We start from the raw sequence: 24622 nt of genomic DNA, 5'->3' as shown, positions 1-24622 counted from the left end.
ACGGTTAACCGGTTTTTAAAGAGTATAAATACTACATCATCAAAGTTAAATGAAGGGCACGAAGAATTAGCCAAACAATTGCTATTCTTGCACCAAACTAAGAATCCATTTTCACAGGTACCTCACTACCAATATGAGGAGCTGGTAAAGAAAATTTATTGTAAGTTTTGTAATTCCTTTTCGGTTTCTTTACAAAACCATTTTTTTGTTTGCAAAAAGTGTAAAGGGCATGAAACGACCGAAGATGCCATTTTGCGGAATGTGAAGGAATTTCAGCTACTATTTCCTGAACGGAGGATTACGACTACAACTATTTATGAGTGGTGCAACGTCAATTTAACAAAAAGGACATTTTGCAGGGTATTAAAGAAAAACTTTACCGCGATTGGAAAAACAAGTGATTGCTATTATATATAAATTTTGTTCTGGTGGAAAATCAATAATTTTCGGAGGTAATCACACTTTTTCGCTCTTCCTGGTCCGAACTTGACTCGGCTTCGGACACTCTCTAGGTTTTTATGCTCATCCTTGTCCGAACTTAGCCCTGCTTCGGACACTCTCTTGGTTTTTATGCTCATCCTTGTCCGAAGTCAACTCATCTTCGGACACAGCCTTGCTTTTTATGCTCATCCTTGTCCGAAGTCAACTCATCTTCCGACACAGTCTTGCTTTTTATGCTCTTCCTTGTCCGAAGTCAACTCAGCTTCGGACACAGCCTGGCTTTTTATGCTCATCCTTGTCCGAAGTCAGCTCGGCTTCGGACACAGCCTTGCTTTTTATACTCTTCCTTGTCCGAAGTCAGCTCGGCTTCGGACACAGCCTTGCTTTTTATACTCATCCTTGTCCGAAGTCAGCTCGGCTTCGGACACAGCCTTGCTTATTATACTCTTCCTTGTCCGAAGTCAACTCATCTTCCGACACAGCCTTGCTTTTTATACTCTTCCTTGTCCGAAGTCAGCTCATCTTCGGACACAGCCTTGCTTTTTATGCTATTCCTTGTCCGAAGTCAGCTCGGCTTCGGACACAGCCTTGCTTTTTATACTCATCCTTGTCCGAAGTCAGCTCGGCTTCGGACACAGCCTTGCTTATTATACTCTTCCTTGTCCGAAGTCAACTCATCTTCCGACACAGCCTTGCTTTTTATACTCTTCCTTGTCCGAAGTCAGCTCATCTTCGGACACAGCCTTGCTTTTTATACTCTTCCTTGTCCGAAGTCAACTCATCTTCCGACACAGCCTTGCTTTTTATGCTCTTCTTTGTCCGAAGTCAGCCCTGCTTCGGACACAGCCTTGCTTTTTATACTCTTCCTTGTCCGAAGTCAGCTCGGCTTCGGACACAGCCTTGCTTTTTATGCTCTTCTTTGTCCGAAGTCAGCTCGGCTTCGGACACTCTCTTGGTTTTTATGCTCATCCTTGTCCGAAGTCAGCTCGGCTTCGGACACAGTCTTGCTTTTTATACTCTTCCTTGTCCGAAGTCAACTAGGCTTCGTACACACTCTCTCTTTTTTCTCACTTCCTTGTCCGAAGCTCCCCAGCTTCGGACACAATCTTTGTTTTCATGCTCTTCCTTGTCCGAACTTGAACAATAATAAAACTGCTTCTATTTATGATACGGTTCACCGTATCATAAATAGAAACCATTAACTTCTACAAAGAATTTACTATCAATCCACGAGACATTCCTTCCGCTAATCGTTCAATTTTATTAACCTTTAACTGTTCTTCTTCAATGGTTTGCTCTAATGTCTCTTTTGAACGAATTCCAGCAATTTTTGCGGATCCAATCACAAAGGTAGGAACAGCGGTAATATCGCCCTCATTATTTAATTCCTTGATGCTTGCCCTCTAGAGCTAAATCCCCTATTGCAATTAATCCACCACCGGGAACCATCCAGGAGTATGAATAATCGCTTTCCAAAGTGGATCCGGAATGACCAATTGTTCTTGATCCTTCTTCGATAGTGTGGTGACAATCTCAGACTCTTTTCCATCTTGTACTTTTTGTACCCAATCTGGTTCCATAATCAACTCTCGACCAAGAGCCACCATCGGAACCCCTGTATTCAAAGCTTTTATTGCTTCATCTGCTGTATGGATAGAACCTACTCCAATAAGCGGGACCCGCCCGTTGATTTTTTCTAAAAGGTACTCGATTCGCATCTTTGTATTTTCGACCCCGCGTCTAGGCTCAGACCAGAAATCCATGAGAGAGACGTGAAGGAAATCTAATCCTTTATCTGACAGCGCATCTACTAGCTCTAGCGTATCTGCCATCGTAATACCTGGTGTTGACTGCTCCTCTGGTGAGAAACGGTATCCAACAATAAACGGCTCCTTCGCCGAAGTTCTTACCACTTTTTGAACCTCGTCAACAATAGCAAGCGGGAATGTTAAACGTTTTTCCAAGCTTCCTCCAAAACGGTCTTCACGGCGGTTAGAATGTGGAGAGAAGAATTGTTGGATTAAGTATCCGTTTGCGCCATGGATTTCAACTCCATCAAAACCTGCTTTAATAGCACGGAGGGTTGTCTCCCCAAATGCCTTAATAATGTCATTTACTTCACTTTCAGTTAGGGCTCGAGGAGTATTCTCACTTCCTTCGGAGGCCACAGCACTTGCACTGACTGTTTCTCCATTCGGCACTAGTTCAGGCGGGCACTCTCTTCCACCATGAAAAATTTGAAGAACCGCTTTTGCCCCTTGCTCTTTAATACTGCTTGCCAGTTTCGCTAGGCTTGGGATCATCCCATCATGATCGCCTCCAAATTCCCCGTGGAACCCTTTTCCATTAGGTGTCACATACGTACAAGCTGTAACAACCATCCCAACACCTTTGGACCTGCGAACATAATAATCGACCTCACGATCTGAAACCGTCCCATCAGGGTGGGATGAAAAATTGGTCATCGGGGCCATTACAATTCTATTTTTTAATCTAGTATTATTTTTAAAGGTAAATTCCTCGAATAGTGGTTGATACTTTGAATTCATTGAATATCCACTCCTCATTATTATTCCTCTAGAACCTTGTCTATTTTGCGCTGAATAAAGCATTTTATCCTGCCTGTTTTCATTGGCATCACTCTTAATGTCATGAGCTTTTCATCAAGCCATTCTTTACCTTTTGTTATAAAAAAACCACCACCTAAAATGTAATATAAAAAGTAACAGTTTACCTGTAAAAAAAGCCTAAACGCATTTTCATAGTGTTCAAGCTTTTTTTACGGTTGATTTTGTCCTTTTAAAAAGATACTGTAATATTATAATTTACAGTTTAGAAATTCAACAAAAAAGCACCTGTGAATCCCCAATAATGTCATAGTTTCGACAACCTCTACACAATCGCTTTAAAATTCCAAATGCCCTTTTGGGTTGTGTCCTCCCTACTTCATCCAAAACAATTTCCACTTACTGCTTTCCCCGCATTTTTATGGGTGTCACCCGTTACGTGTCGAAAGAACTATTTCTACCCTAAAGTTCTCCTAATAAGGAAAATAGTAGGATGATCAATTCGGTAATTAATCACTATGTACATGCTGAGATTTTAAATGTAATATTCTTCTTGTAGTAATTTTCCGAATTTTATTACAATTATATTAATTGGAGGTTATTAAATGAAACAGAAAGTCCTTGCATTATCTTTATCTGGTTTAATAGCAATCGGCGGGGTTGTAAGCGCTCCTACTTATGCTGGGGCAGTAGGTGAAGGGCCAAGCTATGGCGGGAATGAGTCAATCCAGACTTCAATCCTTCATACATATACTGAACTAGTTGATTTCCTTAAAACCCAAGATGCAAAACAAAGTGCTATGAATCTAGAAATCATCGGTCAAACTGTGAAAGGCCGTGATATTTACCTCGCGAAATATATATCTAACCCAAGCAATCCTACCATCCTCTTTTTAACCCAACAACATGGCAATGAACAACTGACGACGGAAGGCGCTCTAGAATTTATTAAACATTTAGGAACGAATAAAATGAAGGGAGTTCTTGAGAACGTAAACATCCTTATCATACCAATGTTAAATGCTGATGGAGCCATGGGTGATGTCAACTTTTCCCTTGATGACTATGTTGCTGACGGCGGAAGGCATTTAACTCGATATAATGCTGTTGGTGCAGATTTAAACCGGGACCATGTTGCAAAAATATATCCAGAGACCCAAGCCTTGCATAATAATGTGTTAAAAAAATACAAAATTGATTATATGATTGATCTCCATCATCAAGGAACTCAAAGTGAAATAGACGGGAAATATGTATCAGGTTCAATCCTTTATCCGACAAATAGAAATGTAAAGCCGGAAGTACTAGAAAGGTCAAAAAAATTAGGATCTGTCGTTTTTAATGCGATTAACGCAAAGGGCTGGGGGAATATTGGAAAATATAATGGCGGTTCCGAGGAAACGATTGGCCGTAACGGAGCCGCAGTTCAATACGATATTTCCACACTACTTTTTGAAATGCGCGGCATGTCTGATCACAGCTATGAGTCTTACGTTCTCGGACAAAAAAGCAATGGTTATTTGATTAAGCAAACGATAACTACCCTGGATGCAACAACGAGAGCCATCGCCGATGGTTCAATTGAAAATGTTGATACAAGCTTTTGGAATACCCTGCCAACCCAAACAACTCGTCCATCTGAAGAAGAAACTGAATAAACTCCTCGAATCAGCGAACAATGGCTGTCAGTGTTCACTGGGGACAAGAATATTTTCCTTTAAACGAAAAAATGGAGGCTAATTACCTCCATTTATATTTTCAGTTAGGTTACTAATCAAGTATTCTATGACATTTTTTCCTGTTGCATCGCCGCCACAATGCACAATCCTATTTTCTCTATGAGCGCCTTCTAGTCCAAGCAGTATGATCCCATTTGCGTCCTTGTCAAAAATATTACCTTGGTTAGAAAGATTGCCAATCAGCGTTGGAGCTTCGGTTCAAAACTTCACGAACAGATTCCTCTTTATTATGAAATCTTCCCGCCTCAAGGGTATCGGTGAAAAGATTTTTTATTCAATGTCTTTATAACCAAATAATCTATGAAAATACGAAAAGCAAGTCAATCACACCCAACTAAAGGTAATTTTAAATAATCCTACTTTTCTTGGTATAATAGATATATGGTTTTAGATAACTCTTGAGGTGAAAATAAAATAGAAAAATTAATGATTGATCCCACCATAGATATTTCTTCACAAAAAGGAACTTCCTATATATATACCTATGCCTGCTCTGAGGATGAACGCTCATTATGCGCGTTGGAAATGCGTTCATTATTCGGCAAGGTGTCCCAATCTAATGTCTTGGAAAGCTCCGTAAAAATTGATCCAAGTCGGAGCCCCTTTATTAAAGAAAGAATAAGTGTGATATATGAAGCGGAATGCCTGGACAATCTTTATCAGCAGGTGGAAGCTTTACAACTAAGCGGAGCAACTTTTAAAATCATTTATGTAAAAAATAATGGTCAGACTAAAAGTGAAAACGAGGGATTCGAGAGACGACGTGCCATTGAACGTGAGATTGGAATACACGTCAACGGAAAAGCAGATCTTCGTCACCCTGACCAATCTTTTGGCATCATGCATGTAAATGGAAGATGGGTATTCGGTGAGTATGTGAAAAGTGAGTCGGTTTGGTTTCGACATCAAAAGAAGCCAAATGGATACTCCACTGCCCTCAGCACACGTGTTGCCAGAGCGGTGGTGAATATCGCCATCCCCAATCCAAAAGGGATTAAAGCCATAGATCCCTGCTGCGGAATTGGCACAGTCCTAATTGAAGCCCGATCAATGGGCATCGACATAGTTGGGAGCGACCGAAATCAGCTTATCCTCCCTGGTGCACGGGAAAACATGGCACACTTTGGTCTTACTGGGGAAATCAAATTAGCTGATCTTCGCGATATCACCAATCATTATGATGTAGCCATTATTGATTTGCCATATAATTTGTGTTCGGTAATCACCCCGGAGGAACAACTAGAAATGCTTCAAAGTGCACGTAGGCTCGCTGACAAAGTTGTGGTGGTGACCGTTGAACCCGTCGATGAAATCCTATTAAAAGCAGGTTTTTCGATTAAGGACCGTGGTATTGCTAAAAAAGGATTATTTAGTCGAGAAGTGATTGTTTGCAATTAACCTGAGCTCCACTTGGAACCCATTCACGAATGTAAATCAGCATGGATTTCATTACTTTCAAACAACTCAGTAATCCACACTATAAGAGAATCTGTTTTTGATATTTTGAGCGCTTAACTCTATCTGTTAGAGAAGCAGTACATTGAAAAGGAGCTGATGAATGATCAGCTCCTTTTTCTCCTTACAGTTCCATCCCATTCAACAAATCTCTCAAAGCTTTTAATTCCTCAATGCTTAATGTAACACCTTTTCCCATTTTCTCATGGTCAGGTGCCCAGTCACGCAAGTCGAATTTGGGTTCTTTCCCATTCCAACTAATGAGATTGAGTTCTTTACTCCAGCCTTTAGGTGACTGTGATAGGCTCCCCACTGTTTCTTTGATTTCAAATTTAATATCTGCCATTGTTTTTCCCTTCTTTAAAAAACATAATCACTACTTGGGTCAGCAACATTCTTGAACTCGAGATTCAAAAGAAATGAATTTCTTTTACTTTTACTTATTTCATTAGCTTGTCCTTTTAAGAGGTGGTTAAAAGAATTTTATATAATTTACAGAAGATGGTGAGGAAATAGTTATTTGTTGTCGGTTATGGAAAAAGAAATGAAGTAGAGGAATTCAATAAACATGTTAAAATACATTAGCAAAAACATACCCTTACATTTTTCTTCCCTCCGTTGCTGTTGCTAGACAGTTTAAGATGAAATTCAGAATTTGTTTCTGATCCCAAGGTAAATTATCACTTTCTGAGGGGGCATCACTATTACCAAAAAACTGATTGTAGGCATCCAAAGCCTTTTCAATTTGTTGTTTGGAGAATGTAGATTCATCGCCTATTCCACTAACCCCTCCATCGTATTGTTCAGCATCAAGTAAACTATACAAAATGTGAGCATTGTAATTCCCCATGCTAAAACGTGCGTAAGCAATTTCCTTTCCTGCTTTATTGAATCCTGAAATATCGTGGCCCATTGGTTATCCTCCTTCAAAATTTGTAATTCGTTTCCTGAGACAGTAGTTATACGAAAAATCATCAAGAATAGTTTGCTTGGATTCATCACTCCTTTCAGGTTTATTTTTTAAGGTAGAAGGGAAAAGAAAAAAAGGGTGTTATCGTGGATTAACTAGAAGATCCATTTAAGTGGTTGTTTAATTACGTTGGGATTGTTTCATCATTCATCTTGAAATTAGTATAGTATAGGGAGTCATTTTAAGAAGGCATAATCGAAGGTGTAAAATGATGATTGCCATTTTACAAGAGAGGAATGAAAGATTCGAAAAAATTATATCATATTTACCTTCATAATCATTTCGACTTTACAAAATCTTTTCTACAAAAATGTGAACAGATTGCTTTTTATTATTTTTACAACAAAATTGCAAAATCTTAAAATATGTATTTTAAACCAACGGTATGTAAAGCTGTTTTTGCTTAGGATGATTCACATTCAAGTAGAAAGAAGCGTCAAATACAATGAGTTGTACTTTGACGCTTCCAATAATAATAACTATTTGCTATTTACTACAAATCAATTCCACGAACCCGCATCTTCTAGTCTCTTTTTGCCTTTGAAAGCCATAATAATAAGCGCGATATTAATAAGCAGCATCACGATAATTGTATACAACACAGGCGTGTAGCTTCCAGTTAAGTCGAACACGTATCCGTAGCCCGGTAATGCTACTATGCCTGCGACAGCTAAGCCGATCCCAAGCGTAGCATAAATTTGACTATATTCTTTCATTCCAAAAACAGCTGTAGTTATCAATGGCGCTAACGTTCCGATTGAAGCTGTTACAAATCCAAAAATACCAATCGCAATACTAAATATTGCAGCGTTCCCAGGAATAAAGATTAATAATCCAATTGCAACAATTCCACATAACATTGAAAAGACACCCGTATTTCTTGCTCCGATTTTGTCTGTCAAGAAACCAAATGCTAATGCTCCCACTAACATACCAATCATAAATGCGCCCATTACTTTTCCGGCAAATTCAACATCATATCCAATTCCCATTGCATATGGTGCAATATGCTGTGCAAAGCTTGCAATCGCTGTCATAAAGAAAAAGAACATTAATAATGAATAAAATGCCATTGATTTTTTAGCGACAGCCATTGTCACTCCTCTATCAGTTGGAGCTGCTTTTCCGCCTTCAGTTGTTGCTTCTTGAACCCCATATGGTAATAAGCCTTTTTGTTCCGGTTTCAATCTAATGGTCAATAGAACAACAGGGATAACGATGACAATGACAACAAGGCCCAATGTTATATAAGCATTTCTCCACCCATGCTCAGCTATAAAGTTACCGACCATTGGTTGAATGATTGCGCCAAAGAGGCCCACAGCTGCCATCATAATTCCCATAGCCAGCCCATTGTGCTTTTTAAACCAGCGATTGATGATAACAGGTCCAGCCATTGTAGCTACAAATATAGATCCAATCGCCATTGGAATCGAGAAGACATACCAGCCCCAGACAGAATTCATCAATCCGAACATCGCAAAGGAACCTGCTTGTAAGATAATAGCAAAGATTAAAAGTCCTCTTATATCATATTTCGCCATCATTTTACCTGCTATCGGTAAGAATAGCATAGTAACAATGGATGAAATACTAAAGTATAATGATAGGCTGCCCATACCAATCCCTAAGTCTTTTGTAACTGGGGTTAAAAATAATCCCCCTGCATTATTAATTCCACCTCTTGCAAGACCAATCATTATAGATAGTCCTAGTAATACCCACCATGCAAAGTGGATTTTCCCCTTTTTTTGCTTGCCCACAATAATTTCTCCCTTTGTTTTATGTTTTGAAAAAGCTTTTCACAGGCAATCAATTACCTGTGAAAAGAACATTAACGTAATTTAATTGAACCACCATCAACCATAATCGTTTGTCCAGTAATATAATCAGAGTCTTCACTCGCTAAAAATACTGCCACACGTCCGATATCGCTTTCAATTTCACCAAGTCTTCTTAACGGAATTTTGGAAAGCATGGCTTGATAGTATTCCGGATTCGCATCAGCCCATTGAAGCATTCCCTCTGATTTTGCAATTGGAGAAATGATATTTACATTAATTCCAAAAGGACCAAATTCATTTGCCGCTACACGAGTAATTCCACGAATCGCCTCTTTAGCCGCTGCATATGAACCTTGATTTACATCACCGTTAATTCCGGCACCTGAAGCAAAATTAATGATTTTACCTTTTGTATCTTTCAAATAAGGCAGCACTGCTTGCATAAAATAGAATGTTGGATAAAATCCAGTGTTAAATGATAAATCCAATTCCTTTTGAGTTGTTTCTTCAATAGAGGCCATTTTTGATGCATGAGCATTATTTACTAAAATATCAATCTTTCCGAACGTTTCTCCAACTTGTTTTACAATACCGGCTATGTTATCGTGCTCCATAAGATTGGCTTGAATAAAAATAGACTCACGTTGATATTCCTGAAGCTCTTTTATCGTTTTATGACCGGCTTCCGCATTTAGGTCTACAATCGCTACTCTTGCCCCTTCTTTTACAAAAGCGGTTGCAATTCCTTTACCAATACCACCTGCTCCACCAGTAATAATCGCTACTTTCCCTTGAAGTTTGCTCACTTTTTTATCCCCTTTGCATTTAATAACGTTAGCAATGTAATAATATATAATATTGATTAACTAGTCAATCAATAAAATTCCACCAAAGATTGACAACTGGTTTTCAGATTATTATCAGAATTTTTTTCCTTTAATTTACTCAAGAAGGCATTTCTTAATCATTTGGTCATCTAGTAGTAAATGGTATAATAGGGTTATTGGACTAATCACAGAAAAAAATTAAAATGGAGATTTCATATGGCAAGAAATGAAAAACAATTTAAAATGATACGAGATCAACGATATGAAGAAATTAGCAATGCAGCGTTAAAAGTATTTGCCCGAAAAGGGTTCGCAGGAACTAAGATTAGCGATATTACTTCTTCCATAAATTTAAGTCATGGATTACTTTATCATTACTTCAAATCAAAAGAAGATATTTATGTGTCACTTATTGTGAATATCCTTGATCAATTTAAACTGGCTGTTACGGAAGCAAATAATAGTAAGGGTACTCCTTATGACAAGCTTAATTGGTTCACAACACTAACTTTTTCAGGTTCTTCAGAGGTAGCACTTGAACGGCACATTCTAATTATTGAAGCACTTCAAGCAGAATTTCTGTCTGAAGAAATTAAACAAAATATTAGACAAGAGTACTCTGATTCATTAAAAGTTCTTTCCATAATTATTTCTGACGGGCAGCGTGATGGAATATTTATAGAGGGTGATGCAATGGAACTAGCCGCGTACTATTTATCTTTCTCACAAGGTCTTACCTTATGGAATGCTAAAGGTTTTTATCACATTAACGTTTCTGCTGAGACCGTAATGCGTCCATTATTAGCTAATCCTTGAAACTAAAAGCTGCTATCGCTTTGAAACAAGCCTGCATGCGAAAAATTACTGCAATTGTAAGAGATAATTCCAGAAAGCCCCCCTCCTATTTACAAAAAAAACAGCGGCCGATATTCCATGGCTGCTGTTTTTTATATTTATGTTAGATCAACTTTATTTTCCCTTTTTCGCCATCTCATTAAAGTCAGGCATGGTTGGATTAGAAAGGTAATGGCCGCCTTCAACCTGAATAGTTTGGCCTGTAATGAATTTTGACTCGTCCGAAGCCAGGAATAACACCGTATACCCGATATCATCTGCTTCGCCGTGATATGGGAGCGCATTATGTTTTTCAAACAAATCCAGAATCTCTGGCTGAAGGTTATTTTTAGCTGCAGGAGTTAAAATCAATCCTGGAGCAACCGCGTTACACCGTATGTTACTTTTTCCGTATTGCGCAGCTATATATTTAGTTAAATTAACAACTGCTGCTTTAGAGGCACCGTATGCTGACCGTATAGAATCTGCAGCAAATGCAGACATGGAAGCAGTATTAATAATGGAGCCGCCGCCAGCTTCAATCATATGCGGGATGGCAAACCTGCTGCCCAGTAAAACACTCTTCGTATTCACAGCCATTAGGCGGTCCCATTCTTCAAGGTCAATATTCACTATATCTAAATCTTTTTTTAAATTTGTTAATCCTACATTATTGAATAGAATGGTAATTGTACCATATTGTTCAACTGTAAATTGAACAGCATTTTTAATGGACTCTTCTTTTGAAGCATCCAAGAATACAGCACTTGCTTCTCCACCCTGGCTTTGAATAGATGCCACCGCTTCCTTTGCACCATCAATATTATAATCGCCAATAACGACCTTGGCACCTTCCTTTGCAAGTAACTTGGCCGCTGATAAGCCAATGCCGGAAGCTCCTCCTGTTATTAACGCAACTTTTCCGTCAACTCTTGACATCACTCAAAACCCCTTTTTCGATTAATTTTACTGACCGATGAGAAAGTATACTCTAATCCAGCTGCAAAAACAATCGATATAAAAAACACTGAGAGGCAGGAGGGCAGTTCACCCATCTCATAGCACTTACGTGTGAAATCGTGTAATAGTCGGTCAAGTTATCAAGTACAAGTGTAAAAAAGCGACAGATAAGACATACCCGATCGAACTGTTATGTGGGTACCGGCTATAAATCTGGTATCTGCCAGTCAATTTCCTTCATCCCTAAATCGCGTAAAATCGCATTGGTTTTGGAAAATGGTTTACTCCCAAAAAAGCCCTTATTGGCGGAAAATGGGCTGGGATGTGGCGACTTTATGATGAAATGCCTTGATGAAGTGATGAGCTGTTGTTTTTGTTGTGCGAAATTTCCCCAAAGGATAAAAACAACTGGTTTCTCTCTTTGATTCAATTCTTCAATTACTTTATCAGTAAACTCTTCCCAACCCAGGCCTTTATGTGAGTTTGGGCTTCCTGCCCGTACGGTTAAAACCGCATTCAACATCAATACTCCCTGCTTCGCCCATTTTACCAGGTACCCATTATTTGGGATCTGGCATCCCAAATCAGTTTGCAGCTCCTTATAGATATTTTTCAATGAGGGAGGAATCCGTACACCCGGCTTAACTGAAAAACTTAATCCGTGGGCCTGTCCTTGGCCATGATAAGGGTCTTGACCAATAATAACTACTTTCGTTTCGTCATATGAAGTAAAATGCAATGCATTATAAATATCATTTTGCTCCGGATACACCACTTTTGTTTGGTATTCATCTAGCAGTATGTTCCTCAATCGCTGGTAATAGGGTTTCTCAAATTCTTCTTCAAGCAAAGGCGCCCAATCATTTTTCAAAATAGCCATTTCTTCCACTCTCATTTCTATTGTTGATATTCATTCAATTATTTACGATCGAAGTGTTGGTTGATGAATTCGATAAGAATCGGGACCTCATTACCATAAAAACGAGTAGAAAGAGTAGTTGAGTTTCACCGTACTATGAATCCTTCTTCACAATACCCACTATTTTACTAGAAGGAATGGAAGGGTCATGTTGAACAACTAATGCCTTTGAGAAGCGCTTTAGGTAATGTTCTTCATGCGATTTTGGCGTAAGGATGATCAACTTTCTATTTAATTCTTGTACATATAAGTTAAACACTTTTAATTTGCGGTTTTCGTCCAAAGCGCTGTCGAATTCATCCAGCACAATGAACCCTGGTTTAAAGGATAAGTTTTGTAACAGGGCCAAAGCAAAAAGCAGTGAGCTAAGTGATTCTTCTCCCCCTGATACCCCTTTACCAACCTTTCCTCCGCGGGCCTTTGTACTGACATCCTCCATTGACCCTCGGTGACCTTCTTTTCGTGCTTTTATGAACAGCTTGAAATGTGTTCTTCCTCTTTTATCCTCGGATGACTCCCAATCGACTTCGCCTTCAAATTGAAAATGACTCATATACGACTGAAATCTTCTTCGAATTTCCGTGACCCGCATATTAATGGTCGTTTCTAGCTTGTCCTTTAATTGCTCTGCACGCTCTCTATCTTGATCGAGTAAGATATTCGTACGCTTGTATTCATTGTCTATTCGTTCAAACTCGAACTTAACGGCTTCATAATTTTCAGGTGCTGCAGGGTCAATACCAGGCTCCCTTCTAGCAGCGTCAAATATTATTTTCCCGTTTTCCCGCTGATTTTTTAAGTTTGTCATGGATGGGATTACATCAGGAATAGGTTCAATAGCAATCTCTGAAAAAATGTGCGGAACTAGATCTTTTATTTCTGTTATTTCTTTTATATAATCCACAAGCTGTTGGGCTGTTACATCCTTTTCTTCCTTTTTAGTATTCAGTTGTTTGGAAATTGAATTCAGCCCAGCATGAAAACTTTCTATTTCATCAGCCAGTTGTTCTTCATTCCGTTTCAGCTTTTTCATCCTGCTTTCCAGCTTAATAAGCTCATCTTCAAGTCCTTCTAAAAGAGCAACCTGCTCATCATGCTGAGTCTTAAACGCAGTGAACTGGGCTTGTAGAGTTATTAACTGGTCATATTTCCCCTTCATTTTTCCAAGCTCTTCGTAAAAGGCTTCTTCATCCATTAGGATACCCTGTTTATCTTGAAGTTGTTGCAAATGGACATGCAGACTCATCCTTTTACCATCAAGTTCTCTTAACAATTTCTGAATATCTGCTAATCTTTTGTTCTCCTCTTCTGATCGCTTGATACGGCTTTGACGCTCATAATCCATTGCCATAAACGCTTCCGCTTCTCTTACAGACTGAATAATCCGATTTAATTCTTGTGATTTTTTAGTGTGACTGCCAATGAGTTCATTTAATTGCATCAGCCTGGATTCATATTTGTCGATGAGCCTGTCCACTTCTTTTCTTCTGGCCGCCAATGCCTTCTTACTTAGAATATAACGCTCTTTTTCCTGTGGTCCACGGATCCCCATCGGATCATGTAAGCTCCCATTCAGTATCTTAAATGGACCGTTTTTGAAAAATTGCCCTACCCACCACAGTGCTTTGAGTGCATGTGGAATATCTTCATCCTTCAAACCATCCTTGATTTTCAGATGCAGTTCAGGTAGCACATCTACAGAACGGTCAGGTACCGTCTCCATTAATGGAACGTGGTAAAGATCATTAGGGGGGTCAATCTGTTTTCCTTGAAAAAAGATCGTATACTTAATCGCATGAAATAGCCGTTCGTCTTTTAATTGTGCCTGTTCGTCCAATTCCACCAATTCACGAAGAGAATAGGCTTTAATATTTCGCAAACGAAGAAAGGCTAACGAATCACTTTGACGCTTAGATAGATCACGATTTTCCAGTAAGGAGTCCTGCTCTGTTTTCAACTCATGAAGTTCATTTGAGACGCTCAATTTTTCATTTTTAAAGGCGTTAATTTCTTCATCTAGTTTCGTAATGGTCATCGATACGTCATGACTGCTTTTATATTCAGCTAATCTTTCACTATGCTCACCATATAATCGCTCGTCTTCTTTCACTTGATAATTTAATTTTGCGATTTCCATCAGTAAATCACTGCGCGACAAGTCCAACTGTTCATGCTGCCTTTTAACCTCATCAAGTCGGTTGCTGGTGTCATTGATTGCTTTGCCCAACCGATCTAACTCTTCCTGCACTTGTTTTTCTGTACGGGTAATTTGGTTCTTTCGCTTTGTTAAATCTTCAAGTTCGTTTTCCAGCTCGGCGATGGACTGCCTTTTAACCTGAATTTCCTCATTTATTGTTTCCAGTAATGCATCTGCCTCTTCCAGCCGGCCTTCTAACTCACCTTTTTCAATTAGCAGCTTTTTCGATTGATCGATCAATTTTTCTTTTTCATCTTGCTTGGTGGAGATAGCATCCTTCGTTTCTTCCATATCAGAGTATAGTTCCACCATGATTCCTTCTAAACTATTCATCTCTTTTTTCAAAGCTGATTCTAATAATAAAAGAGATTCTGAATATTCCCTTGCACCATGTAATAGACGTTCTTGATTACTTTTAAACCTTTCTAAATCAGCCTTTTTGATTTGAAGTTCTAATTTTTTGTTATCCACACTAAACTTAGCTGTTTTAAGAGTTTCCGTTGTTTCCTTAAGTTTTTCAATACTTTCTTCCCATTCGCGCTGCGTTTGATCAATTCCATGCATCTCGCTAAAAATCCGAAACCGTTCTTCCGGGTTCATAACGGCAAATTGATTCACCTCTTGTTGATACCAAATGAGATAATAGGCATCGGGGTCAATTTTATATTTGTAGAGCAGATCTTTCTTATAGGCGGAAAAATTAAATTGACGATCCCCTGACGAATATTTAATGGGTTGTTCCCACTGATCCATCTCTTCGCCTGTTGAGATGGAATACTCTTTTTTAATCGGCTGCCCAGGTTCTTGGACCATTCGTAATGTAAATTGAATAAAGGTGGCAGCGTCTATTTTCATCTGGCCATTATTTTTGAATACGATAGATATTTGCGCTTTCCAGGTTTGATCTGGCAATAGATTTCGAGATTTTAACCCTTCCACATCAACTTTTGAAGAATAAAGAACCGCCCCCATGCAATACGTGATCGTTGATTTACCTGAACCATTTGGACCTGTGATCATAATATGCTGGTCTATTCCAGATAAATCAATTTGCTCCGGCCGATAATCTCGAATACCTGAAAATGACATTCTCCAAGGGATCATTCGCCTTCTCCTTTCTGATATAAGTTATATCGTTTAAAAAATTTCAATACTTCTTCTTTGTTCAACTGGTTTGACTGACTGAATTCTGCCGTTCGACGCAAGAACGAATCAGAAAAAAGATGCACGCCAATTGCTGTAAGTTGAAAGGCTCTCTCAGATGAATTCGTTTCATAATCTTCAATCGCACCGATTTTCTTTAAAGGATCTATATTAAGTAGTACTCTTTGGTTTGCTTTTTTCGTTTCGTGCCCGAGTGCCTCTAATAATTGGTCAAATAGTGTAAATTCATGCTGCAATACCTCTTGCTGGTAAAACATATACAGTAAAATCGCCAAACTTTCTTTTGATAAGGTGTTGCGTGCGGATTGAGCTGGTACCCTCATCAGTGCTACTACTTGGTCGCGTTTTTTATCATAAATTAATTGAAAATAACGGCTGATTGCTTGATTGACCCTTGTAATAAAAGAGAAAAACCTGGTGTCATCAGCTGATAGGCCAAGCTGCTTTTCAACTTCTTTACGGGGTAAACCAAAATTTCCGGATCGAATCGAAGCCGATGAAGAGAAGAGAATATTCATAAATGTTAACTCCTCTTCTTGAGTTAAAATCCCTCTAATTGACTGCATGACGTTTAATGGATTTACATTTATATCTGCGGAATCATTCGGATTTTTCATCTCTTTTGACAGAGTTTCTCCGTTTAATAATGTCTGATCCATCTCCATCCCTCATCCACTCCCATTTTTTATCGTAAATCTTGCGTTCTTGTTCTCCAGTTTCCACTGTTACCTTTTTATTACTAACTAACGCCGAAATGGCTGTCAAAGCATTTATGGCGTCACTCCACTGATCGGTGGTGGCTTCAATAATCACCTGCTCGAGCGGTGCTTCCTCCTGTTTTTCAAAAAAAGCTTCAATAGCTGTTGTATCAATCATGTTCTTTGTCAGTAGCCAGTTTGATTCGCCCATTAAATTCTCCAGCTCATCCTCTGACAATTCCTCTGTTGAATATTCTACCGCTTCCTCTTCATCAACGATTGGATCAACCACTGGTTCATATGTCTCTAAATACCAGATCGCCTCTTCAATGGCAGTTGAAGCTAATGGTGAAGCGAACTTAACCGGGATCCACAACCCGTCAATCGCCTCATCCTCATATTGATTTTGCTCCATAAAGCTTAATAACTGATGGGCATTAGGAATATCGGAATCGAGCGGGGGATCAAACATTTTTGAAATGAAGGCGCGGACTTTCTCAGGTTGAATTGTCGATGTTAACGGTGTTTTTTGCATATTTGTGAACTTCACATACTTATTGATCATTCCTAAACTAAGGTTCGTCCCTTCAGCGAGAACAGCCGTCCCCCTTTGCATCAAATCAGTAAGTACTAAACTGTCTTCAACTGTTTGGAATTGTCTTAACCGCTCCTCTAACTTTACCTCTAATTCCTTCATTAATTGATGAATCAGCTCAAGTTGCGGCAGTGCATTGCGGTCCGCGAGCATCTCTAACTCGCGTTCTCTTAAAAGGGCAATCGCATTTTCCACATTTCGAATCATGCTGGCAATTTTGTTTCCTCCAGAAATTCCATTGTCATCGTATGCCTCGCTAATTTCTGCATCACGCCTTGCTTGAAATAATGATCGGCCGATATCATCATTCATATAATAAGCAAGTGAATCGTTGGCAAGGCGGATAAGTGCATCCATCATCCGCTTTCCGACATCCCGCATTTTGATTTTTCTCGTTTGTTTCGAAATCCAATTATTTTTTACTAATACATTAATGATTTGTTCAACCCTTTTTTTTGAAGGGGGTTCTGTGTCATCGTAACGATTTCGATAACGATAATAGACGGTTTCTTCATTTTCAATCGGATCATCAAGGCCAAGTGCCTCTTCATTTAAAAGTTGAATGAGCCTTAGAAATCGTAAAATCTCTCCTGGTGTTTGAAAGAAGTTTTGAGCCCCTAAATCACTTAGAACTCCTGCTAATGACGAAATATCTTTCATCGACTGCATCATTTCCGGTGCCGATCCCGTTGTTTGAAATATAGAGATTAATCCTGTATCCACTTTTTCCAATGATCTACACCTCCCATCATTTGTTCCTGCTCCATTCTGTTATTTTCTAAAAAGTTTATTAAACATTGTTCAAATTGGAACCAGTCACAGATCACTTGCTGCTCCGGCAAAATGAACTTTATCGTAAGATTCTTGTGTTTATAGACTGTTGCGTGGATTTCTTTTGAGATTTGCAGGCCATCCCGATCGTAGTCACACCATATCAGCACTTGTTTAATATCGCTATTATCGAGGAGTTGTACAATGGCATTTTTGTGAGCGGAACGGACATGCCCATCAACACAAATGATGAGAGAATTGGTTTCCTTTAGGAAATGCTCAGCAGCAGCCATTCGCGTAAGGATCGCGCGATTTTCAACCAGCCAAAGCGTCGTTGCTTTTGTTCGGTACGCTTCATTTGCTATCGATAAATTCGTTAAGGCATGAACGGGCCCCCAATCATAGGCAGCGTATCTCCCGCTCAACTGTCCAGCGAAAAAAACTGGCGTAATTTGACCGAGGCTTGTTAAGCCTAACTCAACTGCCGGAACATTGGCCCACTCTTCTAAATGGTCAATAAACTCTTGTTTGTAGGAATCAAATTCCTTTGACCCACCAATTTTTTGAAAATAGGCTGCACCGATTTCTTTCCAATCAAATTCCTTCTTGTGAAGACATAATTGACTAAAGGCATTGACAAAGTGTAGATACTTTAACCTGCTGCCCAAATGCCACTTTTGTGGAAAAAAGTCCGATGAGCTTAATTCATTCTCGTTAAGCTGATTCACTTTGTTCACTATATTTTGTAATCCAAGCTCTTTTTTATCTGAAAGTTTTTCACAATCTTGAGTTGCTAGAATTTGGTTCTTAAGCTGCAGAAATTCCTGACGAATTTGATCCGTCTTTTGTTGAAGCTTTAATTGTTCATATTGGTACAATCGAAACCCCATCCGATAATGGGAAGAACGGACTGTTTTCTCATCTTTCTCAAACCGAACTTCCTTCAAAATCCACCCATCCTCCAGCCATCTAAATGTCTGACGATCGTCATCATCTAAATTTACTTTTTTCCGGGGGGTAAATTTTAAAGTATCTAATTTATGATCGTTTGCCGTTTCTATTACTTTATCGGGTTGGATAGATAATGTTAAAAGCCCGAGAATACGATAAGTTCGCTCTGAACGTTTGATAATCTTTGCTTCTAGTAAAAAGTTATCGTAATTGGGTTGACCCCACTCCAGCTCCTCGCCGCTTTTAAGAATAAAATCTTTAATATAGTGATGAAATGACTCTTCTAACATATCGATACCTCAACTATCCTTTTATAATATTATTTTAACAAACTAATTGGGTAAAAGTTTGAGGTATCATTAGGAAATTTCTTGTGGGGGCAAAGGCGGGCGGTATTAGTGGTGAAACCAATAAAATACCGTGTGCGACTACTTATTGGATTCAGTATGCTCAGGAATTTCATCAAAAATGAATCCAATGCTCTCTATTGGATTCATTTCACTCAAGATTTTTATCCAAATTGCATCCAATACCCACTGTTGGATTCATTTCACTCAAGATTTTTATCCAAATTGCATCCAATACCCACTGTTGGATTCATTTCACTCAAGATTTTTATCCAAATTGCATCCAATACCCACTGTTGGATTCATTTCACTTAAGATTTTTATCCAAAATGCATCCAATACCCCCTATTGGATTCATTTCACTTAAATTTTTTATCCAAAATGAATCCAATCCCCCCTATTGGATTCATTTCACTCAAGATTTTTATCCAAAATGCATCCAATACCCCCTATTGGATTCATTTCACTCAAGTTTTTCATCCAAAATGAATCCAATACCCACTATTGGATTCATTTCACTCAAGTTTTTCATCACAAATGCATCCAATACCCCTAATTGGAATCCATACTTCGTACACGATCGTCTCAGCTGATAATCCTAAAAAGATCCTAATAAGAATAAATAAAAAATCAGGCAGTCTGAACGATTGCCTGATTTTCCATGGTTATTAAGTTACGTTATTTAAATTTATAACAGCTATCGGGTAATTTCTGCAGGTTTTACATGACCTTTGTTGAAATAACCTTTGATAAATGGAACTGCAAATCGGTCAAGTCCAACTTAGTAAGCACCGGCTCCTGCGAATAAGAGAATCATTGCTGCTGTATAAAGGATTGGATTAGTGCTTGTTGTACCTGCTAACATAAAGTTTAAGTTCATGAAGGCTCCGGCGATTAAAGCTGGAATTGTTGCTAGACCGACGATTAAACCAATACCAACAAGTAATTCTCCCCAAGGGATTAGTACGTTGAAGATATGAACGATTGGCATGGCGAATTGTTGTAAGAACTCAGCATTCCATCCTTGTACTGCTGGATGTTCGCCTGTTGCATGTTCCTAATAAAAATTTGATATGCTTCTTAATACGTTATAGAATTTTCTATGGATTCAGGCTTGTGAAAGACCAGCCAGACTATAGTTAAGACATACAGTCCAACAGCGGGAATAGAAGCTTCAATACCAAAAGTACCGCCAGTTATCCAAACATTGTCCCATTCAAACTTGAACAAAACTAGCGAGGAATGATCTTCGCCAGCTTCCGAAACAAATTGTACTATATTGGAGTTAAGGAAAAAGTTCCATATAATATGCACCACGACAGCATTCCATACAGTCCCAGTCTTATAGACGATTAGCGAAAAAATCATGCCGACTAACGTACCTGCTAAAAGAATCAAGCCTAAATCAATTAGCTGAAAGCCACTAACCGTGAGTAAATGAAGTACACCAAATAAGATGGAAGTTACAAAAACAGCAGTGGCAGCATTCCATTTGTCTTCGATTAACTTAAATAAATAGCCGCGGAACACAATCTCTTCAGTCACACCAGCAGAGCAGGCCGTAATCAATGATCCAATGATAATTGTTAGCACTGTACTAAGAGAAAGTTGGTCTTGCCTTTCAAAATCAATGGATTGTGTTACTACATAAAATGCAATCACTGTAAGAGGCATGGCTAACCCAACCATAACCCATAGCTTCCCTAATTTGAATTGTTTATGAATCCTAAAATGTGCACTCGTTTTTTTAAAGAACAGTCTCGCATACAACCAAAACAATCCAACAGTAATCCCTATCCGTATAAGTTCTTTTACAATCAGTCGAACCGTACCATGATCAATCCCATCCGTCAGCGGATTCACTAAAATAACTACTCCCAAAAACAAGAAAACCAAGATGAAACTATGCATTACTATTTTTCCCCAATGCATACGCCTAGCTCCTCTTTTCAAGTTTGTAATTAATATTCCAACTATTTCTTTTATATGTCAGTTTGGAAGCTTTTCCTGATCTAAAAATCTGTGAACACATCATCAATATACTTTATTAAATAACTGCTCCCGGATTCATCACGATGACTGGATTTCTTGAATAAGATTTAGATAGATTCAATCAAAAATTAAGCCAGTGTACCGAACGAATGGAGAGCACATTTGAGGTAAAAACCATACAAATAGAAGAAGCAGGGGGAACCCTGCTTCTTAAATCTTAAAAGGGGATATTATCTTTAGAGTGAGTTCTAAGAGAGGTATACAGTATTAGAACTCCTTACTGCTATCGGGTAATTTCGGTAAGCTTTTTATTACCTTTTTTAAAATACTCTTTAATAAATGGGACTGCAAATCGGTCAAGTCCAAAGTAGTAAGCACCGGCACCTGCGAATAAGAGAATCATTGCTGCTGTATAAAGGATTGGATTAGTGCTTGTTGTACCTGCTAACATAAAGTTTAAGTTCATGAAGGCTCCGGCGATTAAAGCTGGAATTGTTGCTAGACCGACGATTAAACCAATACCAACAAGTAATTCTCCCCAAGGGATTAGTACGTTGAAGATATGAACGTTTGGCATGGCGAATTGTTGTAAGAACTCTGCATACCATCCTTGTACTGCTGGATGATCACCTGTTGCATTTGCTAACGCACCTTTTAAGAATCCGGCAGCATCAAATCCGCCTGTTATTTTATGAAAACCTGCCTCAACCCATTGTAAGCCAAGCCATATTCGTAAAACTGTCCACACACCTGCTGCTAGAGGGGTTTTGAACCATCTCATCACAATCATCTCCTATTATTTTCTTGTGAAACATTTCACAAGTTTATTGAAAAAAATTTTTGTGTCCCCTTTCGTTAAGGGGCTGCTAAGCCAGCTGGTTTTTGTAGTGAAGTTTGTGATTGTTTTCACTATCTTCTCTACACTTTAAATATACGCAATTTGGATTCAAATGGCAACGACTTTCACAGATTATTAACATATTAAAGTTGGAAATATGAATAAAAAGTGAACAGCAGGTTTGAGTCAGGAGATAAAGGAAATTTCAAAAATCGGTTAAAAAGAGGTCAGTTTCCGCACATGGACTGACCTTTTTGGTTCATATTTATGGCTCAAATTAACTAAGTAATCCACTAATTAAGCTGCATCGTTGTAATGCAAGTAGGATCACCTTCAAAAGTGGCTATCTTTGATTCTGCCTTTTTTCCATCATACCCAAACTTTATCTGATATGTTTTATCACGTGGCAGCCAGAAATCGATAAATCCATTAGCTTGGGTCTGAACTTTTTCATCCAGCACCACATTGCCGTCTGTATCTTCGATGTAGACTTGAAACTCTTTATTCGCCAGTTCACCTTGACAACCTGTCAAGCTATGATTCGTTCAAGGATGAGTTTGTTCGACGTAAGGAGCAATAGACACAAAAAATTCATCATTAGGCAAGTCATATGCCGACTCTTTTCCTTTACTATCAGTCACTAGTAGTTGCTGTGAAGTAATGGAGGCATTCTTGGCTTTAATGCTACCTGTGCTATAGTCGTGAACCATTTCCTTAATGTCACTTGCTGCATTTTCTTTTAATGAACTTCCTTCATCCGTACTTTTTCCACTACAACCGGCTAACATAACGGCAGCCAATAAAAAAGTAAACGCAACTGTTTTAAATTTCATTTAACGGTATTCCCTCCTTGTCTCATGATATAAACTATTATATCATACTAAACCCCCCCACCCTATTAACGTCACAAAGTCTTCATTATATTTAATTCCTTTTCAAAATAGTAATACCTGACTCCCGGCGTATTAAAGCTTAACCGCATTTGGGGTCAGGTACACTAGTCATTTAATAACTCTTCTATTTTTGTTCCAAGACACGGATATATTCTCTCATATAATCAGGAAGATCCGGCGGACGGCGGCTTGATACGAGGTGACCATCTGTGACTACAGGCTCGTCATTCCAAATTGCTCCTGCATTTTCCATATCATCCCGTATCCCCGGTGTACTTGTTACTTTTTTTCCATTAAGAATCTTTGCAGAAATGAGTACCCAGCCAGCATGACAAATTTGGCCAATTACCTTTTCACTTGCATCCATTTCCTGTATTAAAGAAAGCACTTCTGGAAATCGGCGGATTTTATCCGGAGCCCATCCCCCAGGTACTAATATTGCATCATAATCATCAACTTTAATATCACCATAAGCGTAATCCGAGTGAGCAGGCACTCCATATTTCCCCGTATATTCTTTGCCGGCCTCTTCTCCAGCAAGATGGACGACGGCACCTTCTTCGCGAAGTCTGTAAATCGGATACCATAGCTCTAAGTCTTCAAAATCATGATGCAGCAGGCTGATAACTTTCTTTCCTTGTAATTTCATATCATCTATTCCCTTCTGAATTCATTAGCATTCAATAATGCTGATCATACTTGTTCCTTGACTTATTAATTATTTCAACATTTAAAAGGAGGGAAAGTTTCTCTCCTAGGAGGATACTACAACACTCCATCTTAATTATAATATATATCATAACCCCTCAGCACGTCGCAGAAAATGTGCTAAACCGTGAATTCAAAGCCGATAAACCAAATGAGAAATGGGTTACGGATGTCACTGAGCTCAAGTATGGCGAGGCTAAAAAGGCATATTTGAGTGCGATTCGGGATTTATATGATGGATCTCATCAGCTATGTTTTAGGACATTCAAACAATAAAAAACTTGTGTTTAAAACACTTGATCAGGCAACAGTCCTTTTGAATGGAACTCGTCCACTCATTCATAGCGACCGGGGGTTCCAGTACACTCATTATGGATATAAACGGAGGATAGACAAAGCAGAGATAACTCAAAGTATGTCTCGAGTCGGAAGAGGTATCGACAATGGGCCAATGGAATCTTTTTGGGGAACACTGAAAAGTGAAAAGTATTACCTAGAGAAGTATTCGACGTTTGAAGAACTTTCTGCCGCGATAGACGAGTACATACATTTTTATAATTATGACCGATACCAAAAACGATTAAACGGCCTTAGTCCTATGGAATACAGGGCTAAAGCCGCTTAGATTGTTTTTTATATTTCCACTGTCTACTTGACGGGGGGCAGTTCAGAGAAGTTGAGCCAAATTTCTTTCTTATTTTATCCATTACATATCCAAGCTCACGTTTTTTCCAACATTCATGTAAAGATTTTACCCGCTGTCTTTTTCCTTCCAATCTACTTAATCATGACGTTTAAAAATTGCCCTCGGCTCTTCCACATGTTACATACTACTATTTTGAGATAGTATGCAAAGATTAGTAGAAAAGTCCTCAGTGTAAAAGTCCTAGAATTTTTAACAATATCTTCAAAGAATCTTAATCCCACCTAAAACTTCATTTAGTACTATTTCAATGTAAAGGAAAATACATA

19 protein-coding genes and 3 pseudogenes are annotated in these 24622 nt (G+C 38.7%); 5 read left to right on the top strand and 17 right to left on the bottom strand.

Annotated features, from left to right (window positions below; genetic code table 11):
* Positions 1–417 (top strand): annotated as a pseudogene (locus ACO1D1_RS11300) (NERD domain-containing protein); the annotation flags it as partial.
* A gap of 1229 nt (positions 418–1646) precedes the next feature.
* On the opposite strand, the gene ACO1D1_RS11295 reads toward ACO1D1_RS11300, so the two are convergent.
* Both ACO1D1_RS11295 and ACO1D1_RS11290 read right to left on the bottom strand, forming a co-directional pair.
* On the bottom strand, positions 1647–1787 hold the full coding sequence (locus ACO1D1_RS11295; protein WP_423336006.1) for a hypothetical protein: 141 nt from the start codon (positions 1785–1787) through the stop codon (positions 1647–1649).
* Positions 1788–1868: 81 nt separating this feature from the next.
* Positions 1869–2990 (bottom strand): NADH-dependent flavin oxidoreductase, encoded by a 1122-nt coding sequence (locus ACO1D1_RS11290; protein ID WP_149868699.1) that lies wholly within the window; start codon positions 2988–2990, stop codon positions 1869–1871.
* 623 nt (positions 2991–3613) lie between these two features.
* Between ACO1D1_RS11290 and ACO1D1_RS11285 the strand changes: the two genes are divergently transcribed.
* Both ACO1D1_RS11285 and ACO1D1_RS11280 read left to right on the top strand, forming a co-directional pair.
* A complete protein-coding gene (locus ACO1D1_RS11285) occupies positions 3614–4666 on the top strand; it encodes a M14 family zinc carboxypeptidase (protein WP_423336005.1) in 1053 nt (350 codons plus the stop codon).
* A gap of 507 nt (positions 4667–5173) precedes the next feature.
* Entirely contained in the window at positions 5174–6145 is a 972-nt protein-coding gene (locus ACO1D1_RS11280) for a TRM11 family SAM-dependent methyltransferase (protein ID WP_423336004.1), read from the top strand.
* Positions 6146–6326: 181 nt separating this feature from the next.
* On the opposite strand, the gene ACO1D1_RS11275 is transcribed toward ACO1D1_RS11280, so the two are convergent.
* The 4 genes from ACO1D1_RS11275 to ACO1D1_RS11260 form a co-directional block, all read right to left on the bottom strand.
* Positions 6327–6548 (bottom strand): YdbC family protein, encoded by a 222-nt coding sequence (locus tag ACO1D1_RS11275; protein WP_149868696.1) that lies wholly within the window; start codon positions 6546–6548, stop codon positions 6327–6329.
* 252 nt (positions 6549–6800) lie between these two features.
* Entirely contained in the window at positions 6801–7115 is a 315-nt protein-coding gene (locus ACO1D1_RS11270) for a hypothetical protein (RefSeq protein ID WP_423336003.1), read from the bottom strand.
* A 557-nt stretch (positions 7116–7672) separates the two neighbouring features.
* Positions 7673–8935 carry an MFS transporter gene (locus tag ACO1D1_RS11265; RefSeq protein WP_423336002.1) on the bottom strand — a complete coding sequence of 421 codons (1263 nt, stop codon included), beginning with the start codon at positions 8933–8935 and terminating at the stop codon, positions 7673–7675.
* Between the two features lie 71 nt (positions 8936–9006).
* Positions 9007–9762: an SDR family NAD(P)-dependent oxidoreductase gene (locus ACO1D1_RS11260; protein ID WP_423336001.1), complete on the bottom strand. Its 756-nt coding sequence runs from the start codon at positions 9760–9762 to the stop codon at positions 9007–9009.
* Positions 9763–9999: 237 nt separating this feature from the next.
* On the opposite strand from ACO1D1_RS11260, the gene ACO1D1_RS11255 reads away from it, so the two are divergent.
* Positions 10000–10599: a TetR/AcrR family transcriptional regulator gene (locus tag ACO1D1_RS11255; RefSeq protein WP_423336000.1), complete on the top strand. Its 600-nt coding sequence runs from the start codon at positions 10000–10002 to the stop codon at positions 10597–10599.
* 153 nt (positions 10600–10752) lie between these two features.
* On the opposite strand, the gene ACO1D1_RS11250 is transcribed toward ACO1D1_RS11255, so the two are convergent.
* From ACO1D1_RS11250 to ACO1D1_RS11200, 11 genes and pseudogenes are all read right to left on the bottom strand, one after another.
* Positions 10753–11556 carry an SDR family NAD(P)-dependent oxidoreductase gene (locus ACO1D1_RS11250; protein WP_149868692.1) on the bottom strand — a complete coding sequence of 268 codons (804 nt, stop codon included), beginning with the start codon at positions 11554–11556 and terminating at the stop codon, positions 10753–10755.
* A 226-nt stretch (positions 11557–11782) separates the two neighbouring features.
* Positions 11783–12457, bottom strand: coding sequence for a uracil-DNA glycosylase (locus ACO1D1_RS11245; protein ID WP_149868691.1), 675 nt, complete (start codon positions 12455–12457; stop codon positions 11783–11785).
* Between the two features lie 133 nt (positions 12458–12590).
* Entirely contained in the window at positions 12591–15782 is a 3192-nt protein-coding gene (locus tag ACO1D1_RS11240) for a chromosome segregation protein SMC (RefSeq protein WP_423335999.1), read from the bottom strand.
* 11 nt (positions 15783–15793) lie between these two features.
* Positions 15794–16474, bottom strand: a complete 681-nt coding sequence (locus ACO1D1_RS11235) for a hypothetical protein (protein WP_149872584.1) — start codon at positions 16472–16474, stop codon at positions 15794–15796.
* On the bottom strand, positions 16458–17882 hold the full coding sequence (locus tag ACO1D1_RS11230) for a hypothetical protein (protein WP_223820884.1): 1425 nt from the start codon (positions 17880–17882) through the stop codon (positions 16458–16460). Before ACO1D1_RS11230 ends, ACO1D1_RS11235 begins: the two co-directional genes overlap by 17 nt.
* Positions 17858–19162: a DUF2399 domain-containing protein gene (locus ACO1D1_RS11225; RefSeq protein ID WP_423335998.1), complete on the bottom strand. Its 1305-nt coding sequence runs from the start codon at positions 19160–19162 to the stop codon at positions 17858–17860. The genes ACO1D1_RS11230 and ACO1D1_RS11225 overlap by 25 nt, the downstream gene beginning before the upstream one ends.
* 754 nt (positions 19163–19916) lie before the next feature.
* Positions 19917–20270 (bottom strand): annotated as a pseudogene (locus ACO1D1_RS11220) (Crp/Fnr family transcriptional regulator); the annotation flags it as partial.
* Positions 20271–20299: 29 nt separating this feature from the next.
* A complete protein-coding gene (locus tag ACO1D1_RS11215; protein WP_423335997.1) occupies positions 20300–21151 on the bottom strand; it encodes a lysostaphin resistance A-like protein in 852 nt (283 codons plus the stop codon).
* 343 nt (positions 21152–21494) lie between these two features.
* The gene (locus ACO1D1_RS11210) at positions 21495–21992 is read right to left on the bottom strand and encodes a DoxX family membrane protein (protein ID WP_423335996.1); all 498 of its coding nucleotides are present in this window, start codon (positions 21990–21992) and stop codon (positions 21495–21497) included.
* 350 nt (positions 21993–22342) lie between these two features.
* Positions 22343–22882 carry a CueP family metal-binding protein gene (locus ACO1D1_RS11205; protein ID WP_423335995.1) on the bottom strand — a complete coding sequence of 180 codons (540 nt, stop codon included), beginning with the start codon at positions 22880–22882 and terminating at the stop codon, positions 22343–22345.
* A 184-nt stretch (positions 22883–23066) separates the two neighbouring features.
* The gene (locus ACO1D1_RS11200) at positions 23067–23591 is read right to left on the bottom strand and encodes a type 1 glutamine amidotransferase domain-containing protein (RefSeq protein WP_423335994.1); all 525 of its coding nucleotides are present in this window, start codon (positions 23589–23591) and stop codon (positions 23067–23069) included.
* A 152-nt stretch (positions 23592–23743) separates the two neighbouring features.
* On the opposite strand from ACO1D1_RS11200, the pseudogene ACO1D1_RS11195 reads away from it, so the two are divergent.
* Positions 23744–24275: pseudogene (locus ACO1D1_RS11195) on the top strand (IS3 family transposase); the annotation flags it as partial.
* Positions 24276–24622: the final 347 nt, after the last annotated feature.

The organism is Neobacillus sp. 19, from assembly GCF_049463095.1.
Taxonomy (GTDB): Bacteria; Bacillota; Bacilli; order Bacillales; family Cytobacillaceae; genus Neobacillus.
Note: the sequence above shows the minus strand (reverse complement) of the source record. Positions and strands in the feature narration are given on the sequence as shown.

Excerpts from the sequence above, each read along its gene's own strand:
- ACO1D1_RS11290 (WP_149868699.1), bottom strand. The coding sequence starts at position 2,990 with ATGAATTCAAAGTATCAACCACTATTCGAGGAATTTACCTTTAAAAAT.
- ACO1D1_RS11285 (WP_423336005.1), top strand. The coding sequence starts at position 3,614 with ATGAAACAGAAAGTCCTTGCATTATCTTTATCTGGTTTAATAGCAATC.
- ACO1D1_RS11280 (WP_423336004.1), top strand. The coding sequence starts at position 5,174 with ATGATTGATCCCACCATAGATATTTCTTCACAAAAAGGAACTTCCTAT.
- ACO1D1_RS11275 (WP_149868696.1), bottom strand. The coding sequence starts at position 6,548 with ATGGCAGATATTAAATTTGAAATCAAAGAAACAGTGGGGAGCCTATCA.
- ACO1D1_RS11270 (WP_423336003.1), bottom strand. The coding sequence starts at position 7,115 with ATGGGCCACGATATTTCAGGATTCAATAAAGCAGGAAAGGAAATTGCT.
- ACO1D1_RS11255 (WP_423336000.1), top strand. The coding sequence starts at position 10,000 with ATGGCAAGAAATGAAAAACAATTTAAAATGATACGAGATCAACGATAT.
- ACO1D1_RS11250 (WP_149868692.1), bottom strand. The coding sequence starts at position 11,556 with ATGTCAAGAGTTGACGGAAAAGTTGCGTTAATAACAGGAGGAGCTTCC.
- ACO1D1_RS11245 (WP_149868691.1), bottom strand. The coding sequence starts at position 12,457 with ATGGCTATTTTGAAAAATGATTGGGCGCCTTTGCTTGAAGAAGAATTT.
- ACO1D1_RS11240 (WP_423335999.1), bottom strand. The coding sequence starts at position 15,782 with ATGTCATTTTCAGGTATTCGAGATTATCGGCCGGAGCAAATTGATTTA.
- ACO1D1_RS11235 (WP_149872584.1), bottom strand. The coding sequence starts at position 16,474 with ATGAAAAATCCGAATGATTCCGCAGATATAAATGTAAATCCATTAAAC.
- ACO1D1_RS11225 (WP_423335998.1), bottom strand. The coding sequence starts at position 19,162 with ATGTTAGAAGAGTCATTTCATCACTATATTAAAGATTTTATTCTTAAA.
- ACO1D1_RS11215 (WP_423335997.1), bottom strand. The coding sequence starts at position 21,151 with ATGCATTGGGGAAAAATAGTAATGCATAGTTTCATCTTGGTTTTCTTG.
- ACO1D1_RS11210 (WP_423335996.1), bottom strand. The coding sequence starts at position 21,992 with ATGAGATGGTTCAAAACCCCTCTAGCAGCAGGTGTGTGGACAGTTTTA.
- ACO1D1_RS11200 (WP_423335994.1), bottom strand. The coding sequence starts at position 23,591 with ATGAAATTACAAGGAAAGAAAGTTATCAGCCTGCTGCATCATGATTTT.